Annotated in this window: 14 protein-coding genes, 7 tRNA genes and 1 rRNA gene; 19 read left to right on the top strand and 3 right to left on the bottom strand. The window is 31.0% G+C overall.

Annotated features, from left to right (window positions below):
- Window positions 1-6: 6 nt before the first annotated feature.
- The 8 genes from rrf (at window position 7) to ACWOA3_RS08150 (ending at window position 770) form a co-directional block, all read left to right on the top strand.
- Window positions 7-121: ribosomal RNA gene (gene rrf / locus ACWOA3_RS08185) — 5S ribosomal RNA — on the top strand.
- Window positions 122-157: 36 nt separating this feature from the next.
- Window positions 158-234: transfer RNA gene (locus ACWOA3_RS08180), tRNA-Asn, on the top strand.
- Window positions 235-241: 7 nt separating this feature from the next.
- Window positions 242-316: transfer RNA gene (locus ACWOA3_RS08175), tRNA-Glu, on the top strand.
- A 7-nt stretch (window positions 317-323) separates the two neighbouring features.
- Window positions 324-399 (top strand) — tRNA-Val (locus ACWOA3_RS08170).
- Between the two features lie 13 nt (window positions 400-412).
- Window positions 413-496 (top strand) — tRNA-Tyr (locus ACWOA3_RS08165).
- 9 nt (window positions 497-505) lie between these two features.
- Window positions 506-581 (top strand) — tRNA-Gln (locus ACWOA3_RS08160).
- A 1-nt stretch (window position 582) separates the two neighbouring features.
- Window positions 583-655 (top strand) — tRNA-Lys (locus ACWOA3_RS08155).
- Between the two features lie 43 nt (window positions 656-698).
- A tRNA-Glu gene (locus tag ACWOA3_RS08150) sits at window positions 699-770 on the top strand.
- Window positions 771-867: 97 nt separating this feature from the next.
- Here the strand turns inward: ACWOA3_RS08150 and ACWOA3_RS08145 are convergent.
- Window positions 868-2160, bottom strand: coding sequence for a cytidine deaminase (locus ACWOA3_RS08145; protein ID WP_456885249.1), 1293 nt, complete (start codon window positions 2158-2160; stop codon window positions 868-870).
- A gap of 193 nt (window positions 2161-2353) precedes the next feature.
- Between ACWOA3_RS08145 and gshAB the strand changes: the two genes are divergently transcribed.
- The 10 genes from gshAB (at window position 2354) to ACWOA3_RS08095 (ending at window position 13278) form a co-directional block, all read left to right on the top strand.
- Window positions 2354-4615, top strand: coding sequence for a bifunctional glutamate--cysteine ligase GshA/glutathione synthetase GshB (gshAB, locus tag ACWOA3_RS08140; protein ID WP_456885247.1), 2262 nt, complete (start codon window positions 2354-2356; stop codon window positions 4613-4615).
- A gap of 386 nt (window positions 4616-5001) precedes the next feature.
- Entirely contained in the window at window positions 5002-5988 is a 987-nt protein-coding gene (locus ACWOA3_RS08135) for a mannose/fructose/sorbose PTS transporter subunit IIA (RefSeq protein ID WP_456885246.1), read from the top strand.
- A gap of 29 nt (window positions 5989-6017) precedes the next feature.
- Window positions 6018-6827, top strand: a complete 810-nt coding sequence (locus ACWOA3_RS08130) for a PTS mannose/fructose/sorbose transporter subunit IIC (RefSeq protein WP_371469205.1) — start codon at window positions 6018-6020, stop codon at window positions 6825-6827.
- Between the two features lie 16 nt (window positions 6828-6843).
- On the top strand, window positions 6844-7767 hold the full coding sequence (locus tag ACWOA3_RS08125; RefSeq protein WP_456885244.1) for a PTS system mannose/fructose/sorbose family transporter subunit IID: 924 nt from the start codon (window positions 6844-6846) through the stop codon (window positions 7765-7767).
- 132 nt (window positions 7768-7899) lie between these two features.
- Window positions 7900-8268 carry a DUF956 family protein gene (locus tag ACWOA3_RS08120; protein WP_456885243.1) on the top strand — a complete coding sequence of 123 codons (369 nt, stop codon included), beginning with the start codon at window positions 7900-7902 and terminating at the stop codon, window positions 8266-8268.
- A gap of 178 nt (window positions 8269-8446) precedes the next feature.
- Window positions 8447-9727: an MFS transporter gene (locus ACWOA3_RS08115; protein WP_456885241.1), complete on the top strand. Its 1281-nt coding sequence runs from the start codon at window positions 8447-8449 to the stop codon at window positions 9725-9727.
- 214 nt (window positions 9728-9941) lie between these two features.
- Window positions 9942-10415, top strand: coding sequence for an FMN-binding protein (locus tag ACWOA3_RS08110; RefSeq protein WP_456885239.1), 474 nt, complete (start codon window positions 9942-9944; stop codon window positions 10413-10415).
- A 1-nt stretch (window position 10416) separates the two neighbouring features.
- Window positions 10417-11205: an FAD:protein FMN transferase gene (locus ACWOA3_RS08105; protein ID WP_456885237.1), complete on the top strand. Its 789-nt coding sequence runs from the start codon at window positions 10417-10419 to the stop codon at window positions 11203-11205.
- 13 nt (window positions 11206-11218) lie between these two features.
- A complete protein-coding gene (locus ACWOA3_RS08100) occupies window positions 11219-12472 on the top strand; it encodes an iron reductase (RefSeq protein WP_456885236.1) in 1254 nt (417 codons plus the stop codon).
- 134 nt (window positions 12473-12606) lie between these two features.
- On the top strand, window positions 12607-13278 hold the full coding sequence (locus tag ACWOA3_RS08095; RefSeq protein ID WP_456885234.1) for an acylneuraminate cytidylyltransferase family protein: 672 nt from the start codon (window positions 12607-12609) through the stop codon (window positions 13276-13278).
- Window positions 13279-13325: 47 nt separating this feature from the next.
- Here ACWOA3_RS08095 and ACWOA3_RS08090 read toward each other — a convergent pair whose 3' ends face one another.
- Together ACWOA3_RS08090 and recU are read right to left on the bottom strand one after the other, a co-directional pair.
- On the bottom strand, window positions 13326-15509 hold the full coding sequence (locus ACWOA3_RS08090) for a transglycosylase domain-containing protein (protein ID WP_456885232.1): 2184 nt from the start codon (window positions 15507-15509) through the stop codon (window positions 13326-13328).
- A 6-nt stretch (window positions 15510-15515) separates the two neighbouring features.
- On the bottom strand, window positions 15516-16091 hold the full coding sequence (gene recU, locus ACWOA3_RS08085; protein WP_003146799.1) for a Holliday junction resolvase RecU: 576 nt from the start codon (window positions 16089-16091) through the stop codon (window positions 15516-15518).
- A gap of 407 nt (window positions 16092-16498) precedes the next feature.
- Here recU and ACWOA3_RS08080 point away from each other — a divergent pair, with 407 nt between their 5' ends.
- On the top strand, window positions 16499-18199 hold the full coding sequence (locus ACWOA3_RS08080) for a proline--tRNA ligase (RefSeq protein ID WP_456885230.1): 1701 nt from the start codon (window positions 16499-16501) through the stop codon (window positions 18197-18199).
- The last annotated feature ends 120 nt before the right edge of the window (window positions 18200-18319 follow it).

Raw genomic sequence — 18319 nt, 5'->3', positions numbered from 1 at the left:
TTTTCGTCTGGTGGCGATAGCGAAGAGGACACACCTGTACCCATACCGAACACAGAAGTTAAGCTCTTTAGCGTCGAATGTAGTTGGGCTTACGCCCTGTGAGACTAGAACGTTGCCAGGCTTTTGAGGTCTTTAGCTTATGCTTTAGACTTATTATTCCACAGTAGCTCAGTTGGTAGTAGCATCTGACTGTTAATCAGAGGGTCGCAGGTTCGAGTCCTGCCTGTGGAGCCATTTTTTTGGCCCGTTGGTCAAGTGGTTAAGACACCGCCCTTTCACGGCGGTAACACGGGTTCGAATCCCGTACGGGTCACCATTTGAACGGAGGTTTAGCTCAGCTGGGAGAGCACTTGCCTTACAAGCAAGGGGTCAGCGGTTCGATCCCGTTAACCTCCACCATTTTAAATAAGTCGGGAAGATAGCGAAGAGGCTAAACGCGGCGGACTGTAAATCCGCTCCTTAGGGTTCAGTGGTTCGAATCCACTTCTTCCCACCATTCTAATATTGGGATATAGCCAAGCGGTAAGGCAACGGACTTTGACTCCGTCATTCCCCTGGTTCGAATCCAGGTATCCCAGCCATGAGCCATTAGCTCAGTTGGTAGAGCATTTGACTTTTAATCAAAGGGTCGAAGGTTCGAGTCCTTCATGGCTCATTAATTGAATAAAAGGCTAAGTTAATTAGCCTTTTATATTTTTGGCCCGTTGGTCAAGTGGTTAAGACACCGCCCTTTCACGGCGGTAACACGGGTTCGAATCCCGTACGGGTCATCTTAACCAAGTCGTAACATATGTTACGACTTTTTTTATTAACATTATATATAATAATTAAGAGCAATTCTGTATATTAGAACTGCTCTTAATTTTATTATTTTTTCAATTCTTTTGCTGTGAAGCTAAGTGGCAATACTTCTTCAAAAAAGTTGTATACTGCATATGTGTTTTTTGATGTTCCTAGAATTAACTCAAATTCTTCATCTGCAAATTCAGATATAACTTGTCGACATACTCCACAAGGTGGACAGTAGTTTTCTAGGTTACCGTTTGGACCACCTACAACTGCAATTTTTTTGAATTTTGTTACTCCTTCACTAATAGCTTTGAATATTGCAGTCCTTTCTGCACAGTTAGTAGGAGAATAGCTTGCATTTTCTATATTACATCCAGTGTATATTTTTCCATTATCTGCGAGTATTGCTGCACCAACTTTAAAGTTTGAATATGGAACGTACGCAAACTTTGTTGCTTCTATAGCGGCTTCTACTAGAGTTTGATTAATATCTTCATAGAATTCATTTTTTTCTTTTAGTAGTTTCATAACTGAATCGGCTACACCACCTTCAGAGTTTGTTTTTTCAGTGATGAATTTAGCATTATTTTGTAGTTCTTTATTTCCATTTTTCATTGCAATACTATATTCAACTATATCTAGCATTGCTTGATCATTAAGGTTATCACCTATAGCAATAGCATTTTTTAAGTTGATATCATGTATATCAGCGACTATTTTTAATGCCTCACCTTTTGTAGCTTTTTTATCCATAATTTCTACGTTATTAGCTCCTGATGAAGTAACGCTTATATTCTCATTTCCTGAAAGTAGTTCAGTTGCATGTTTTAATTTTTCTAAGTCATTTGATATTCCAATTACTTTAATAGCAGGATTGTCTTCTTGATTTAAGTATAATTCTATATTATCAACTTCGGTAATATGACCTAATGCAAGTCTATTTTTAGCTTCTTGTCTTAAGTGTTGTTCATTTGGTTCTTCACCATTTGCTCGTATTAGATCGATATAACCAGTTATATCCGTCTCTATACTATTTGTATAAATGGTATTTTTTGTATAAAGTTGATAGCTTATTTCTAAACTTTTTAATATTTCAATTGTATAGTATAAATCTTTTAATTTCATTGGAGTAATATTAATTATATTCCCATTCTTATCGTATATTATTCCCCCATTGAAGCTTATAACATCACACTTTATATTTTCATCATTTAATGCAGGTAATGCTTCATAATAGGCTCTTCCGGTAGCTACTACAAATTGAATTCCATTTTTTTGTGCAAATTTTATAAGTTCTACATTTTCATTTGGGATTTTGTGGTCACTATTTAATAAAGTTCCATCCATATCGCTAGCAATTAATTTAATCATGTAATTATAAGAAATACGATTATTTATCGAATTTCATACCCCTTTCTTCAGTGTAATTTGATTATAACATAAGAGGAAGTATATTGTAAGTGTTTGTAATAATATACTTTATTTTGAGTTTAATTTCTATTATAAATTGTATATTTATGATAAGATAGAATGTAACTAGATTGTATGTAGAGAGTGATAAAATATGATAATTAGAGATTTAATTAAAAATAATAATTTAGAAGAGATATTTACTAATGTAAAAATCGGTTTAGAAAAAGAGGGACAACGTATCTTAAACGATGGTACGATTTCAAAAACAGATCATCCAAAAGTATTTGGAGTACGTCATGAAAATCCATATATACAGACAGATTTTGCTGAATCACAAGTTGAACTTATTACAACCCCAGAAAACAGTGAAAAATCTGTACTTAGAGTATTAAATGCAGTTCATGAGGTTACACTTAAAAATATGCCTGCTGATGAATTCATATGGCCATTAAGTATTCCAGCAATTCTACCGGATGAAAAGGATATAAGAGTTGCTCAATTTGAGAATAAATTCGATGTAGAGTATAGGGAGTATTTAGTAAAAAAATATGGAAAATACAAACAAATGGTTTCAGGAATTCACTATAATTTCCAGCTTGATGATAAGTTTATGGAGAAAATTTCAGAAATCACTAAGAAAGATTTAGTTAGTGTAAAAAATGAAATTTATTTGAAATTAGCAAGACAATTTATTAGATATCAATGGATATTAATATACTTATATGGAGCTTCTCCATTAGCTGAAGATAAGTATTTTACTAATGGAATAAAACCGGATCATTATGTGAGAAGTTTACGTACTAGTCGCTATGGTTATGTTAATGATGATGATATTAAAGTATCGTATTGTTCATTAGAAAAATATATTGAAGATATTACAGGTTATGTGAAAAATGGTAATCTAATAGCTGAAAAGGAATTTTACTCTAGCGTTCGCTTTAGAGGAGCTGATACTATCGTTAAGTTTCCTAAAGAAGGTATTAAATATATGGAATTCCGTCTTTTCGATTTAAATCCATTTGCTCCTTTTGGTATTTTAGAAAAAGATATAAGATTTGTTCATTTATTTCTAAAAACATTAGTTTGGTTAGATGAAGTGAATAAAGAAACTTCAGAATCATTAGGTTATGAGTATAGTGAAAATGTCGCATTAACTCATCCATATGAAAATGTTCCTTATGAGGAAGAAGGAATATGGTTATTAAATCAAATGAAAGAACTAGTTAAGGAATTAGGTTTATTTGACAATGATATTAAATTAATCGATGAAAAAATAGAAGAACTACAAACTCCAAAAATTACTCTGGGAGCTAAGTTATTAGCTGAGTATGAAAAAGATAACAATATGTCTAGAGTTGGTATCGAACTTGCTAAAAAATATAAAGAAGAGGCATTAAGAGAATATTATTCATTAAGTGCTTTTGCTAACATGGAACTCTCTACACAGGCGGTAATAGAAGATGCTATAAAAAATGGAATTAAAGTAGATGTAATTGATGAAAATGATCAATTTATTCGTTTAGAAAATAAAGGTCATATTGAATATGTAAAAAATGGAAATATGACGAGTAAAGATAGTTATATCTCTCCATTAATTATGGAAAATAAAGTAGTAACAAAGAAAGTTCTTGCTGAAAAAGGGTTTAGAGTACCTAAAGGATATGAGGTATCTAGTTTAGATGAAGCAATTCAGAAGTTTAATTATATAAAAAATAAACCGATAGTTATAAAACCAAAAAGCACAAATTTTGGCTTAGGTATAACGATATTTAAAAATGGAACAAGTTCGATAGAAAACTATTCAAAAGCTGTTGAATTTGCATTAAAAGAAGATAAAGATATATTAATTGAAGAATTTATAGAAGGAACTGAGTATAGATTTTTCGTAATTGAAGGAAAAACAGAAGCTGTATTATTAAGAGTTCCTGCCAATGTAGTTGGTGATGGAAAACATACAATTAGAGAATTAGTTGAGATAAAAAATTCTAATCCATTAAGAGGAGATGCGAAAAAAACTCCACTGAAAAAAATTGAATTAGGAGAAATTGAAAAACTACAACTAGCTGAACAAGGATTAAATTTTGATTCCATATTATCAGAAAACAAGGTTGCATATCTTAGAGAAAACTCTAATATAAGCACAGGTGGAGATTCTGTAGATATGACAGATGCTGTTCATGAAAGTTACAAAAAATTAGCTATAGAAATTACTGATGCTATGATGGCTAAAGTATGTGGAGTTGACTTGATTATTCCAGATATAACAGAAGAAATAAATGGAGAAAATTATGGTGTTATTGAGGCTAATTTTAATCCTATGATGATGATGCATATTTATCCACATTCAGGTAAGTCAAGAAGATTATCATTAAATGTACTGAAAATGTTATTCCCGGAAAGAAATATTAAATAATACAAGTATAATTGATAAATAGTTAATGAATAAGATAGTATAAATAAATACTATCTTATTTTTATATTATAGAAAAATAGAAAGAATATTATGAAAGATTGAAAATAATATTTTCATATCATTATTTTTTAAATAAAAATTTACATATGGAGTGATTAAAATATAACTTAATTTAACTTACGAAAGCTATATTAATAGTTTTTATACTTGAATAATAAAAAAAAATATGTTTGATATCTTGCTTTATAAAATAGAAATCGATTTCAATATTTGTAAAGTGAGAAACTAAAACATTTACAAAAAAATTAATAAATGATATAATCTATTTGTATGCAAAGGTATACACGTCATAATAAAATAAGTATTATATAAAAGGAGGTACTAAGATGGTAGGAATTATCATCGCGAGTCACGGTGAATTCGCTGCAGGAATTAAACAATCAGGTTCTATGATTTTTGGTGAACAAGAAAAAGTAGAATCAGTTGTATTTATGCCTAGTGAAGGACCAGAAGACTTGCAAAGAAAACTTCAAGAAGCTATTGCTAAAGTAGATTCTGAAGAAATTCTTTTCCTTGTCGATCTTTGGGGTGGAAGTCCATTTAACCAAGCTAACAAGTTATTTGAAGAAGCGCCAGAGAAAAGAGCAATCGTAGCAGGATTAAACTTACCTATGCTTATTGAAGCATATGCTAGTAGATTCACTATGACAACAGCTCACGAGATTGCAAAAGCAATCACACCAACAGCTATTGATGGGGTTAAAGTTCGCCCTGAAGAACTACAACCTAAAGCAGAAGTAGCTGAAACAGCTGCAAATGCGGCTCCTCAAGGTGAAATCCCTGAAGGTACTGTAATTGGAGATGGAAAAATTAAATTTGTTTTAGCACGTTTAGACTCACGACTATTACATGGTCAAGTTGCGACTAACTGGACAAAAGCAACTCAACCAAACAGAATTATCGTAGTTTCAGATAATGTAGCAAAAGATGAACTACGTAAAAAACTTATTGAGCAAGCTGCTCCTCCAGGAGTTCGTGCTCATGTAATTCCACTTGATAAACTTGTTCAAGTGTATAATGATCCACGTTTTGGTGATACAAAAGCATTATTATTATTTGAAACACCTCAAGAGGTACTTTCAGTTATTGAAAAAGGTGTAGAAATTCCGGAACTTAACGTAGGTTCTATGGCACACTCTGCAGGTAAAGTTCAAATTAACAATGTATTATCAGTAGATCAAAACGATGTTGATACTTTCAAAAAGCTTAATGAATTAGGTGTTAAATTTGATGTTCGTAAAGTATCTAATGATTCACGTTCAGACTTATTTAAACTTATTGAAGCAAAAGCTAGTGAAGGTTTAAAATTATAATTAAATAGTATTTATATTAGGAGGACACTATGGAATTTAGTATTCTAGCAATTATTTTAGTCCTTGTTGTTGCATTTTTAGCAGGTATGGAAAGTATTTTGGACCAATTCCAATTCCACCAACCAATTATTGCTTGTTCATTAATCGGTTTAGCAACAGGACATTTATCAGAAGGTATTATTTTAGGTGGTGCCCTACAATTATTAGCACTTGGATGGGCTAATATTGGGGCTGCAGTTGCTCCTGACGCAGCATTAGCATCAGTAGCATCAGCTATTATTTTCATTAAAGCAGGTGACTTCTCTGACAACGGTCGTAACATTGCGATTGCAACAGCTGTTACACTAGGTACAGTAGGATTAGTTTTAACTATGTTTGTTCGTACATTATCAGTTGTTATCGTGCACAGAGCAGACCACGCAGCAGAAAATGGAAACTTCCGTGGAGTAGAGTTTTGGCACTATGTAGCACTTGCATGTCAAGGATTACGTGTAGCTATCCCAGCAGGATTACTTATGTTCATCCCATCTTCATCTGTTCAAAAAGCACTTGAGTCATTACCAAAATGGTTTACAGAAGGTATGACAATTGGTGGAGGAATGGTAGTAGCAGTTGGGTTTGCAATGGTTATTAACCTAATGGCAACTAAAGAAGTATGGCCATTCTTCTTCTTAGGATTTGCATTAGCACCTATCAGTCAATTAACACTTATCGCAATTGGTATCATTGGATTATGTATCGCTATAGTTTACCTAAACCTTTCTAAAAACAAAGGTGGAGGTGGAGGAGGAAACTCTTCATCAGGTGATCCACTAGGTGATATCTTAAACGACTATTAATAAGGAGGAACTAAAAATGACAGAGAAAAGAATTACGTTAAGTAAAAAAGATCGTCGTAGTGTAATGCTACGTTCTCAGTTCCTTCAAGGTTCATGGAACTATGAGCGTATGCAAAATGGTGGTTGGGCATTCTCATTAATCCCAGCACTAAGAAAATTATATCCAAATAAAGAAGATGCTTCTGCAGCATTAAAACGTCACTTAGAGTTCTTTAACACTCACCCATATATTGCGGCACCTATCTTAGGGGTAACACTTGCTCTTGAAGAAGATAAAGCAAATGGAGCTGATATCGATGATGCAGCAATCCAAGGGGTTAAAGTTGGTATGATGGGACCATTAGCAGGTATTGGGGATCCAGTATTCTGGTTCACTGTACGTCCTATCCTTGGAGCTATTGCAGCATCACTTGCAACAGGTGGATCAATTATCGCTCCATTATTCTTCTTTATCGCATGGAACGCAATCCGTATAGGATTCTTATGGTATACTCAAGAACTTGGGTACAAAAAAGGTTCAGAGATTACAAGCGACCTTTCAGGTGGTATTTTACAAACTATTACTAAAGGAGCTTCAATTCTAGGTATGTTCGTAATGGGGGTATTAGTACAACGTTGGACTAATATTAAATTCCCATTAGTAGTTTCTAAAGTTCAATTAGCCGATAAAGCTTATATTCACTTCCCAGGGGAAAAAGAACACGTAACAGGTGGAGTATTACAAGATATTGTAACTAAAGCAACAAGTGGTGAGTACTCACTGACTCCAGAAAAAGTTACAACATTACAAGATAACTTGAATCAGCTTATCCCTGGTTTTGCAGCGTTATTATTAACATTCGCATGTATGTGGTTATTAAAACGTAAAGTAAGCCCAGTAGTAATTATCTTTGGATTATTCGCATTAGGTATTTTAGCTCACTTAGCAAAATTAATGTAATGTATTTAAAAGGGGTGAAACAATTAAGTTTCAGCCCTTTTTTTCTTTATTATAATATAGTATAATTATCTTGATATAAATAAAATAGTGTATTTATTTTAAAGAAAATTTACATGAATTGGAGGTGTTGAAATGGTAGTTTCAATGAATAAAAAGGTTATTTATACGACTAAGGCAAATAGCTTAACTGGTTCAATAGGTAATAAACACGGTGATGTATTAGTAGGGGATAAAGCTTTTGAATTTTATAATCAAAGAAATCCAGAAGATTATATTCAAATACCGTGGGGAGAAATAGAGCGAGTTCGTGCTCAAATGTTCTTCCGTGATAAATATATTAGAGGATTTTTTATAGATACAAAAAGTGCAGGTAGTTTTAACTTTGTAGTAAAAAATGCAGGTAAGTGTCTAAAAGAAATGAGAGAATTTATTGGTAATGATAAGATAGTAAGGAACAAGCCGGTATTATCATTAAAAAAATTATTTAGAAAAAAAGATTAATACATTGATATTAGTCTTTTTTAATTTTAAAAATATTTTCATGAAAACGAAATGCAAATAGTATATTTTTCTTGCATTTTCTAAATGTTTATATTAAACTAATATAGTATTCGGAAAAACAGTATTATAACACTGTGTAGGTGTACTAATTTTAGAAGAGAAAGAAAGAGGTATATTAATGGAACTATCATCAAATTCGCCTACTCGAAGGCAAGGAATAATTATGTTTGCACTGCTAATTACTGCGTATGTAGTATTTGCTACAAACTGGGTAGCAGGATCAAATTTATCTAAACAAATTACAGATCATTATTTTAATGGTGAGAAAGTATCACCTATAATATCTGAGGTTGTCAACTATACAATTACGATTGCTAGAATTATAGCTAATTTATTAGCAGCATTTATTTTGATTAGATTACATCCAAAGAAAGCTGCACTGTTAGCATTATTCTGTTTATGTTTTTCATTTTTTGCTATATTTACTCATAACTATTGGTTATATACAATATCTAGAATGATAATGGCATTCGGTGGATCAATGATTATAGTTTTCATAAATTCATTTGTGGCGAAATTTATACCAAATGATAAGAAAATAATGACAAGTGCAATCATTACCGCAGCATACAATGTGGGAGCTGCTTTGGTTGCTATATTATTCCTGCTTTTCAAGGAACATTTTGTAGACGATTGGCGTTATACAATGATAGGATTTAGTATTTTTAGTATAATCTTATTTGTCTGTTGGTTAATATTCTCTCGTGATTTTGAACCAACAATTACATGGAAACATCCAAACTATTTTGTATATAAACTATTAATTGAATCAAAAGAAGTTGCGCATGAAGAAGTGAAAAAATATACTTATGCTGATGGATTTAAAGATAAGTTCATTTATGTATTTTCACTTGGGTTTGGTGGATTTTTATTCTTATATGTAATGCCATTAGTATCATTACCTAGGGTAGTAGCTGAACATGCAAAAAATGCTCAATTTAAACCAGAGTTTATGATCCTAACTGTAACAGTAGGTGGAATTATAGGTACTATTTTTAGTTTATTTGTTACTAGAAAATTAAATTTCAGAAGAAAACCATTTTTAATTGCTCATGGTGTATTAATGATTGGATTTATGGGATTAGGGCTATTTTTAGTATCAACTAATGTCGTTTTAGCTTATACTATGTTTAGTTTATCTGGATTTTTCATGTATTCACAATATCCTGTATATCTAAACTTACCTTATGAGTTGCCGAATATGAACTCACAAAGGTTAACAATAATGTTTGGAATTTTCTGGGCATTTGGATATGCAATTTATACATTATTTAACTTCACATGGAGTTTAGTACTAAATCACATGGGATACTCTACTTCAATCCTGTTCTATTTATTAGGAAGTGTAATCTATATTATTTTTGTTTTTACTTTCCCAGAAACAAGACCGAAGAAATAAAAAAGAAATCTTTAGAGGTAAAAAATATCTCTAAAGATTTTTTATTTTTAAATTATGTTAACTAAAATGAAATAATTTTGATATGTTTCTGTAATTTTCACATTAGCTATAATTTAGTTAGAAATAATATAATATTTATGAATGCAATCTAGTAGGTCATATATTAATAATATGGTATATTATCCTTAAAAGTATAAATTAAAGGAGAGAAAATATGAGTAAAGTAAAGAAAGCGACTTTAATAGGAGTTGTAGGAGCATCTGCACTGACAGCAGGTTATTATACTTTTGTAAAACCGAGTATACAAACTACTACTTCAAATCAAAAAACACAGAAGACTAACCAAGCGGAAAATAAAGAATCAAAAAATACAACCAATAATACAACTTCTTCAACAAAAGAGGGGGTAATGTATAAAGATGGTACCTACACAGGTGCAGTAACAAAAACTAACAAAGGTGATTTTCAAGTAAGTGTTGTTGTTCAGGGTGGAAAGATTTCTAACGTAAACGTACTACTTCAACTTGACGAGGAATTTTCACAAAGTATTAACAAAACAGCTTTACCTAAGTATGTAGAAGAAGCTATAGAAGCACAAAGTAGTGATATTGCATTGGTATCTGGTGCTTCTGAGACTTTTGAAGGTTTCAAAGGTTCACTACAAGATGCTTTAAATAAGGCAAAATAAGATGATTAAGTATAAAACTTATGTTTTGAAAAGAATGAATATGCCTTTTACTATTTCTTTAGTAAATAATAAATTTGATGAAACTTTAGTTGTAGCGTTGGATCAAATTATTGATGAGATTGATAAATATTTAAAAAATGTAGAAGAAAAATTTTCACCGTTTCTTTCGAATAGCCTAGTTAGTAAACATACAGATATAGGTGAAGTTTTACAAGAAAATTTTTTTGATTTAGAATATCAAGAAGTTTATAGCCGTTCAATTTTTGCAAAGAAAGAAACTAGAGGATTATTTGATCCGTTTTTTGAAGGAAAATATAATCCGACAGGATTTGTTAAAGGTTGGGCTATAGAAAATACTTTTACAAAATATATAAAGCCACTAATTGATAATAATATTATAGAAGCTGGTGCAATTAATGGAGTTGGGGATATGCAAGTAGGTACTAGTTCTGATAGTGATTTTTCTTGGCAGATAGGAATAGAAAATCCTGAGGATAGAGAAAAAATAATAGCCAGATACAGCATAAAAAATGGAGCTGTGGCAACCTCGGGGATTAGTAAAAAAGGTCAGCATATTAAAATTGAAAATAAGCTTGAACATATTCAAGTTACAGTAGTTGGAAAATATTTATCGGATGTCGATGTATTGGCAACAGTAGGTGTTGCTACTGATGAAAATACTTGGCGTGAAATTGTAGAAAAAAATAAGTTATCTGGAATTTTATTAACAAAAGAAGGAATTAAAAGAGTTTTAGAGGAAGGAAAAATAATAGATGTTGAGAGAACATAAATTCATATTTAATATGATTTGGTTAATAGTATTATTAACGATACCATTACCATTGATAATAACAGTAGGAAATGGTTTACCTGAAGTGTATGGAAGCAGAGTATTAGCGATTAATTTAGGAGTATTTGCATATTCATGGATGCTTTCAGCAATATTTCTGTCAACTCAACCTAAATGGTTAGATAGAATAATAGGTTTACCTGACATGTATATAATTCATGGAGTAACAGCTATTTTTGCTGTAATCTTTATGTATTTACACGATCAACTTTTAAAATCGTCAGGACTTATAAAATTCACTGGTGAATGGTCAATGAACATATTTATCGCAATAGTTGCGTATTCTCTTGTTTTTATGGCAGGTTGGTTAACTTCAAGGATTAGTATTTTGATGAAAATAAAGAAAGTATTAGAAAAAATATTTAAACATGAATTATCTATGTGGATACATAGGTTTAATTTAGTAGCTGCGGTACTTGCATTTTTACATGTACTTCTGATTCCTTATATTAGAAGTATAGTTCCATTTACAGTATTAGTTATTTTATACACTGTTATAGTGTTTGGAGCATATGGGTACTATGCGTACAACAAATACTTAAATATTCAAGTTGGTATTTTAAAAAATGTGAGAAAAGTTGATAATAATATTACTGAATTAACAATAACTACTAGTAAATCAGTATTAAGAAAAATAGAAGCAGGAGATTTTGCATTTATATCTTTTCCTAATGTAAAAGGAATGAAAGAGCCTCATCCATTTTCTATATTGAATATCCCAGAGCGAGACGGTTATGTTCAAATGTCTATAGAAGGAGTAGGAGATTTTACTAAAAATCTATCTAATTTAGAAGTTGGAGAAAAAGTTAATCTAACTAGAGGATATGGAGTTCTAAGTGCAATGATAGAAAAATCTAGTAAGAATGAAAAGTTTGTTCTTATTGGAGGAGGAATTGGAGTTGTTCCTTTACTTGGATTAGCAGATAAGTTTAATAATAAAAATATTACATTTTTATACACAGTAAAAAAAGATAAGAAATTATTATATCAAGAAAAATTCGAATTATGGAATGAGAGAAGTAATTTTAAATCATATTGTCAGAATGGAAGATTTACATCTGATCAATTAAGTAAATGTCTGCCAATTGGAGATGAGTATAATTATATTATTGCAGGTCCAATGACGATGAATATTTCATATGAAAAACTATTAAAAGAAAAAGGGATAGGAAAAAATAGAATATTCTACGAAGGATTCAATTTCTAATATAGAGATTAATAAGGTTGTGCGGTTATAGTTAGCCATATGACCTTTTTATTTGTCATATAATCGTATAGTCTAAAATGCATTATGATGTTATAATAATTAATGATAATACATCGTAAGAAAGTAGGATAAACTTGAAAAAAATTGGAATTATATTAATAAGAAAAAGTTCAAAAGGTCTAGTAGACAAAAATATAAAGCTATTTTGTGGAAGGCCATTATGTTTTCATACTATAGATGTGGCATTGGAAAGTGGCAAATTTGATGAAGTTTGGATATCTTCTGATTCAGAAGAATATTTAGATATTTGTAGAGAAGAATATGGTGAGAAATGTATTTATAAGATTCGTGATGAAAATGTTTCACTAGATTCTTCAACGACATTCGATACATTAAATTATTTATTTAAGGATATACAAGAAAATTTTATATTTATAAATTTGCAAGTCACATCACCTATAAGAAAGAAAGAGCATATACTAGATGCTTTTGATTTGTTTGAAAACTGTGACCATTTAGTGTCATTTAGTAATTATAGATTAAATAAAAGTTTATTTATGGATGAAAATGATGGATATTTGATACCTTCAAGGCATGGTGGTGATTATAGAAGACAGGATGAACCAATCAAAATTTATCCAAATGGTTCAATATGGATGTCTACAAAAGACAATTATTTGAGGGATAAAACATTTTATTCAAAAAGAACAAAAGTATTTAAGATGGAAAAAATATATAGTTATGATATTGATGACGAGTTAGATTTTTTCATCTGTGAGAGTGTATATAAGAAAATTATGAATTAATAATAAAAGAATCGCAAGAAATTTTTATTTCTTACGATTCTTTTATTTTATCGTCTACGATTATTTTGGGCAGCTCTAGTTGTGTTAGCAGACGCTCTTGAATTTGCTTGTGATGTAGCGCTAGAATTTGATGTACCTTGATTTGTAGTCGCTCTAGTAACTGAGTTTGTTAGTGAATTAAATACTGATGTTAATGCAGAACGATTTTCACGTTGTTTTTGTGCAAGTGCTGCTTGATAAACAGCATCACGATCACTACCAGCATACATATAGTCTGTTTCTTTATTTCTTTCTTTAGCGTATTCAACGCCGTTTTTCGACTCAATCCCTGCTGGTTTTTCAAATGCTGCAGGAACTTTATTATCTGAAACTTTCTTCAGAACATCTGCCATTATAACTTGTGTTGTTTTTGCTTGATCATAAGATAAAGCTTTAGCAGCTGAATCGACTACATCAGCTCCTTGCCAAACTGCAACTGTATAGTCGGTCGTATAACCAATCATCCAACTATCTTTTGTAGAATTAACTACATCAATTCCATAGTTGTAATATGCGGTGTCATCAAAGGTACTAGATCCAGATTTACCAGCCATGTCAAAGTTTGGAATTTTACCATTAGGAGATAGTCCATCTTCAGTTAAAACTCCTTTTAAGACGGTTGTCATTAGATAAGCTGTTTCTTCAGACATTGCTTTTACAGGCTCAGACTTAATATTTACTAATTCTTTACCATTAGCATTAAATACTTTTACAATAGTAGAAGGTTTATTATAGTAACCTTTATTACCGAATGAAGCAAAGGCTCCAGCCATCTGTAAAGTTGAAACTCCATCAACATTACCACCGATTGCTGTAGTAGGTTCATCTTTAGTTACAGGTATTCCTAATCTTTCAGCAAAAAGTTTAGCTCTTTCATATCCTACAGATTCAAAAGCGCGTACTGCTGGAATATTGTAAGACCAAGCTACTGCACGAGTCATAGGTACTGTTCCATGATAAATTCTATCCCAGTTTTGAATATAAAAATTAGTTCCAGCAATTTTATAAGGTGTATCAGAAAATGTTGTTTGTGGATCCCAACCATAATACTCTATACCAGGAGCATAGTCGATTAGAGGTTTAATTGAAGAACCGGGTTGTACACGTGCGTCTACTGCGAAGTTGTAACCACCAGCTTTATAATTTTTTCCTCCACCTATAGCTTCAATAAGTCCTGACTTAGTATCAAGAACAGATATAGCTGCTTGAGAAGCGTGTGGTGTCATTGGGTAAGATTGATTATCTAACATATCTTGAACATACATTTGTAATTCAGGATTTAAGTTAGTATAAATTTTTAATCCCATAGATAATGGATCTTTAACATTTTCAAAGTTTTTATTTTCTTTTAATTCTTTTGTAATTTGATCTATGTAAGCAGCAAACTTAGGATTATAAGTGTGTTGATTAGCTCTTTCTTCTTTTGTTTTGCTTACAATACCTTCAGTAATTGGTGTATTAACTGCACTATTGTATTCATCTTCTGAGATTTTTCCATTACTTAAAAGTGCATATAATACAGTATCACGTCGTTCTTTAGCTTGCTCAGGATAATCGTAAGGATTATATAATATTGGTTGTTGAGGCATACCAGTTAAAAGAGCAACTTGAGGTAAAGTTAGCTGATCTAATTCTTTATTATAGAAATACTTGGCAGCTGTTTTTACACCGTATTGTCCATCAGAGTAATATATTTTATTCATATACATTTCCAATATATCTTTTTTAGAGTATTTATTTTCTAATTTTAAAGATAAGTATGCTTCTTGAATTTTACGTTGTAACGATTTATCTGATGTAAGTAATGAATTTTTTACTACTTGTTGAGTTATTGTACTGGCACCTTGTTGAGCAGAATTAGAACGTATGTTAACAAGAACTGCTTTGATAAGACGAATAGGATCAATCCCAAGGTGAGAATAGAATCTTGTATCCTCTGTTGAAAGAACCGCATCAGTTATATTTTTAGGGATATCTTCTAATGATACATATTCTCTTTTTTCAGCTCCAACAGTAGCGATTAAATTAAGATTTTTATCATAAATTTCCGATGATAAAGGATCTTGTAAGTTTGCCTGAGTAATATCAGGAACATCTCTTAATTCACGTGCAAATAGTATCATAACAACAAAGAATAATACTAGGCAGATAGAAAAAAAGATTGAACTTATATATTTAAACAAAGTTTTCATCTGTTATTAAAACTCACTTTCATTATTTTTTATAATATTTAAATAATCTAATCTTATTTTATAGTTGAATGATAATTCAAATGCCGATTTTTCAAATTCGCTAAGTTTAATAGATTTTCTTCCTCCGTTATTAGCTCGCTCATGAAAGAAAATAAAATTTTTAAATGGTAAAATAAAAGTTCTGTCTATTTTTTTAAAACGAACTATAATAAAAGTTATTCCACCGTGATTTAAAATTTTTTGCATATGTTCGATTTGATGATCATGGATATTATTTAGAGAAAACGAAGTGGCTGAATTAGTTTCTTTTGCCTCGAAATCAATATATTTTCCATTCCAAAGACCGTTGTAATCCGTAGTAGAAGGTGTTTTATAGAATGCTTTGGTAATCATAGCGCTAGATCTACTAGGATAATTAACTTCAACAATTTGAATAGGAATTGGCTTTTTATGAATTACGGCTATGTCATTATTTAAGTAATATTTATTCGCAAAATTTATATCCTCTTCAAGTTCCATACCTCGATTAGAATATTTAGTTTTTTGAATAAAATTACCTTTTTTATTAGGATAATTAAACATATATCCCTCCATAAATAATTATCTTATTAATTATACTATATTATCGAAAAAAATTAAATTAGTAACAACTAAAAATATGATATTTTTGAAAAATATTAAAAAATAAATAACACAAGATAAAGATTAAGAAGTGTTGATAAATTAGTAATAATGAAAATCGCTATTAGTATGATAAAAAAAGATATATAACAGTATTAAATTTAGGAGAATGTGTTTAATAAAAAATTACAATAGAAAGTGAGGGTAACATTGATTATAGTTTTAAATGTAATATTTAAAATTTAATAACAATAAATTGCAGGTGAGTAATACAGTAATATATTTATAAAAAAGTGAAATTATTTGAAAAAAATTATAAGTTTTGTGGTATAATATAAGTAATTTTAAAAATGAGAGGTGGTATTGTTATGAGACAATCAAGAACATTTATTCCAACAACTAGAGAAGTACCATCCTCTGCAGAAGCAACCAGTCACAAGTTGCTTATTAAAGCGGGGATGGTGAAGCAGGTATCTGCAGGAGTTTACACTCATCTTCCCTTAGCTACTAAAGTAATTCAAAAAATTGAAAAAGTTATAAGAGAAGAACATGAAAAAATTGGTGCTGTAGAATTATTAATGCCAATTTTACAATCAGATGAATATTGGAAAAAATCTGGTCGTTGGAACAAAATGGGAGACGAGTTAATTCGTGTTACAGATAGAAAAAATGCTGGGTATGCATTAAGTCCAACGGCTGAAGAAATTATATGTCAAACAGTTAGTAATATGGTAACTTCATATAAACAACTTCCAGTAAACTTATACCAAATTCAAACTAAATTCCGTGATGAAATTCGTCCACGTTTAGGTTTATTACGTTGTAAAGAGTTTATCATGAAAGATGGTTATTCTTTCCACGATACTCCAGAATCTTTAAGAGAAACTTATAAAGATTATTATCAAGCATATAGTAATATTTTTGATAGATTTGAACTTAAATATCGTGCGGTAAAAGCTGACTCTGGAAATATCGGAGGAAGCTATACTCATGAGTTTCAAGCTTTAGCAGAAGTTGGAGAAGATACTATTGTGTATACTGAAGAGAGTGATTATGCAGCAAATATTGAAACTGCAGCCGTAGTTGAACAAAACTACACTGTGCCTACAGGTTTTGAGAAAAAAGAGCGTAGTTTATTAGAAACTCCAAATCAACAAACTATCGATGATATTGCTGCATACTGTGGTGTTGAAGTAAACCGTGCTATGAAAGCATTAGCTTTAAAAGCTGATGGAGAATTCTATTTAGTTCTTATGCGTGGTAACGATCAACTTAATGATATTAAATTCATGAAAGCTACAGGGACTTCTGAAGTAGAAATGGCAACTGAGCAAGAAATTGAAGAAGTTATGGGAAGTGTAGTAGGTTACATGGGACCATTTGGTATTAAAAACTGTAAAGTAATCGGTGATAATGCTATTAAATACATGTACAACCACAGCTGTGGAGCTAACAAAAAAGGATTCCACTATATTAACGTAAATCCAGGAGATTATGAGATTGATGCTCACTATGATCTTCGTATGATTGAAGAAGGAGACTTAGCTGAAGACTTATCAGGACCAATTAAATTTGCTAAAGGTATCGAGGTAGGACAAGTGTTCGAACTTGGTAAAGGATATTCAGAATCTATGGATATTACTTACTTAGATGCTAATGGTCGTGCAAATCACTTCTATATGGGTTGTTATGGAATTGGGGTAACTCGTGTTATTTCAGCAATCATTGAACAACACAGTGATGACAAAGGAATTATCTGGCCTAAAGAAGTAGCTCCATATCAAGTTCACTTAGTGTGTGTAGATGTTAAGAAAGAAGAACAAGTAAAACTTAGTGAAGAATTATATGCTCAATTAACTGCAGCTGGTTATGAAGTTCTTTATGACGACAGAGCAGAACGTGCTGGAGTTAAATTTAACGATGCGGACTTAATCGGTGTTCCATTACAAGTAGTTGTAGGTAAAAAAGCTGGTGAAGGAATCGTAGAAGTTAAAGAAAGAAAAACTTTAGAAAAAGTTGATACAGAAGTTGCTGATGTATTAGCTAAAGTAGAAGCATTCTACAAATAATAAGAAAAAGTTAAAATAATAAATACCAATTAAAAATAAATAGTTAATAGAAAATAACCATTTGTTTTTAGTTGGTATTTTTAGTATAATTTAAATAAGTGTAAAATTATATTGTGTTGA

Source organism: Gemella taiwanensis (assembly GCF_054054385.1).
Note: the sequence above shows the minus strand (reverse complement) of the source record. Positions and strands in the feature narration are given on the sequence as shown.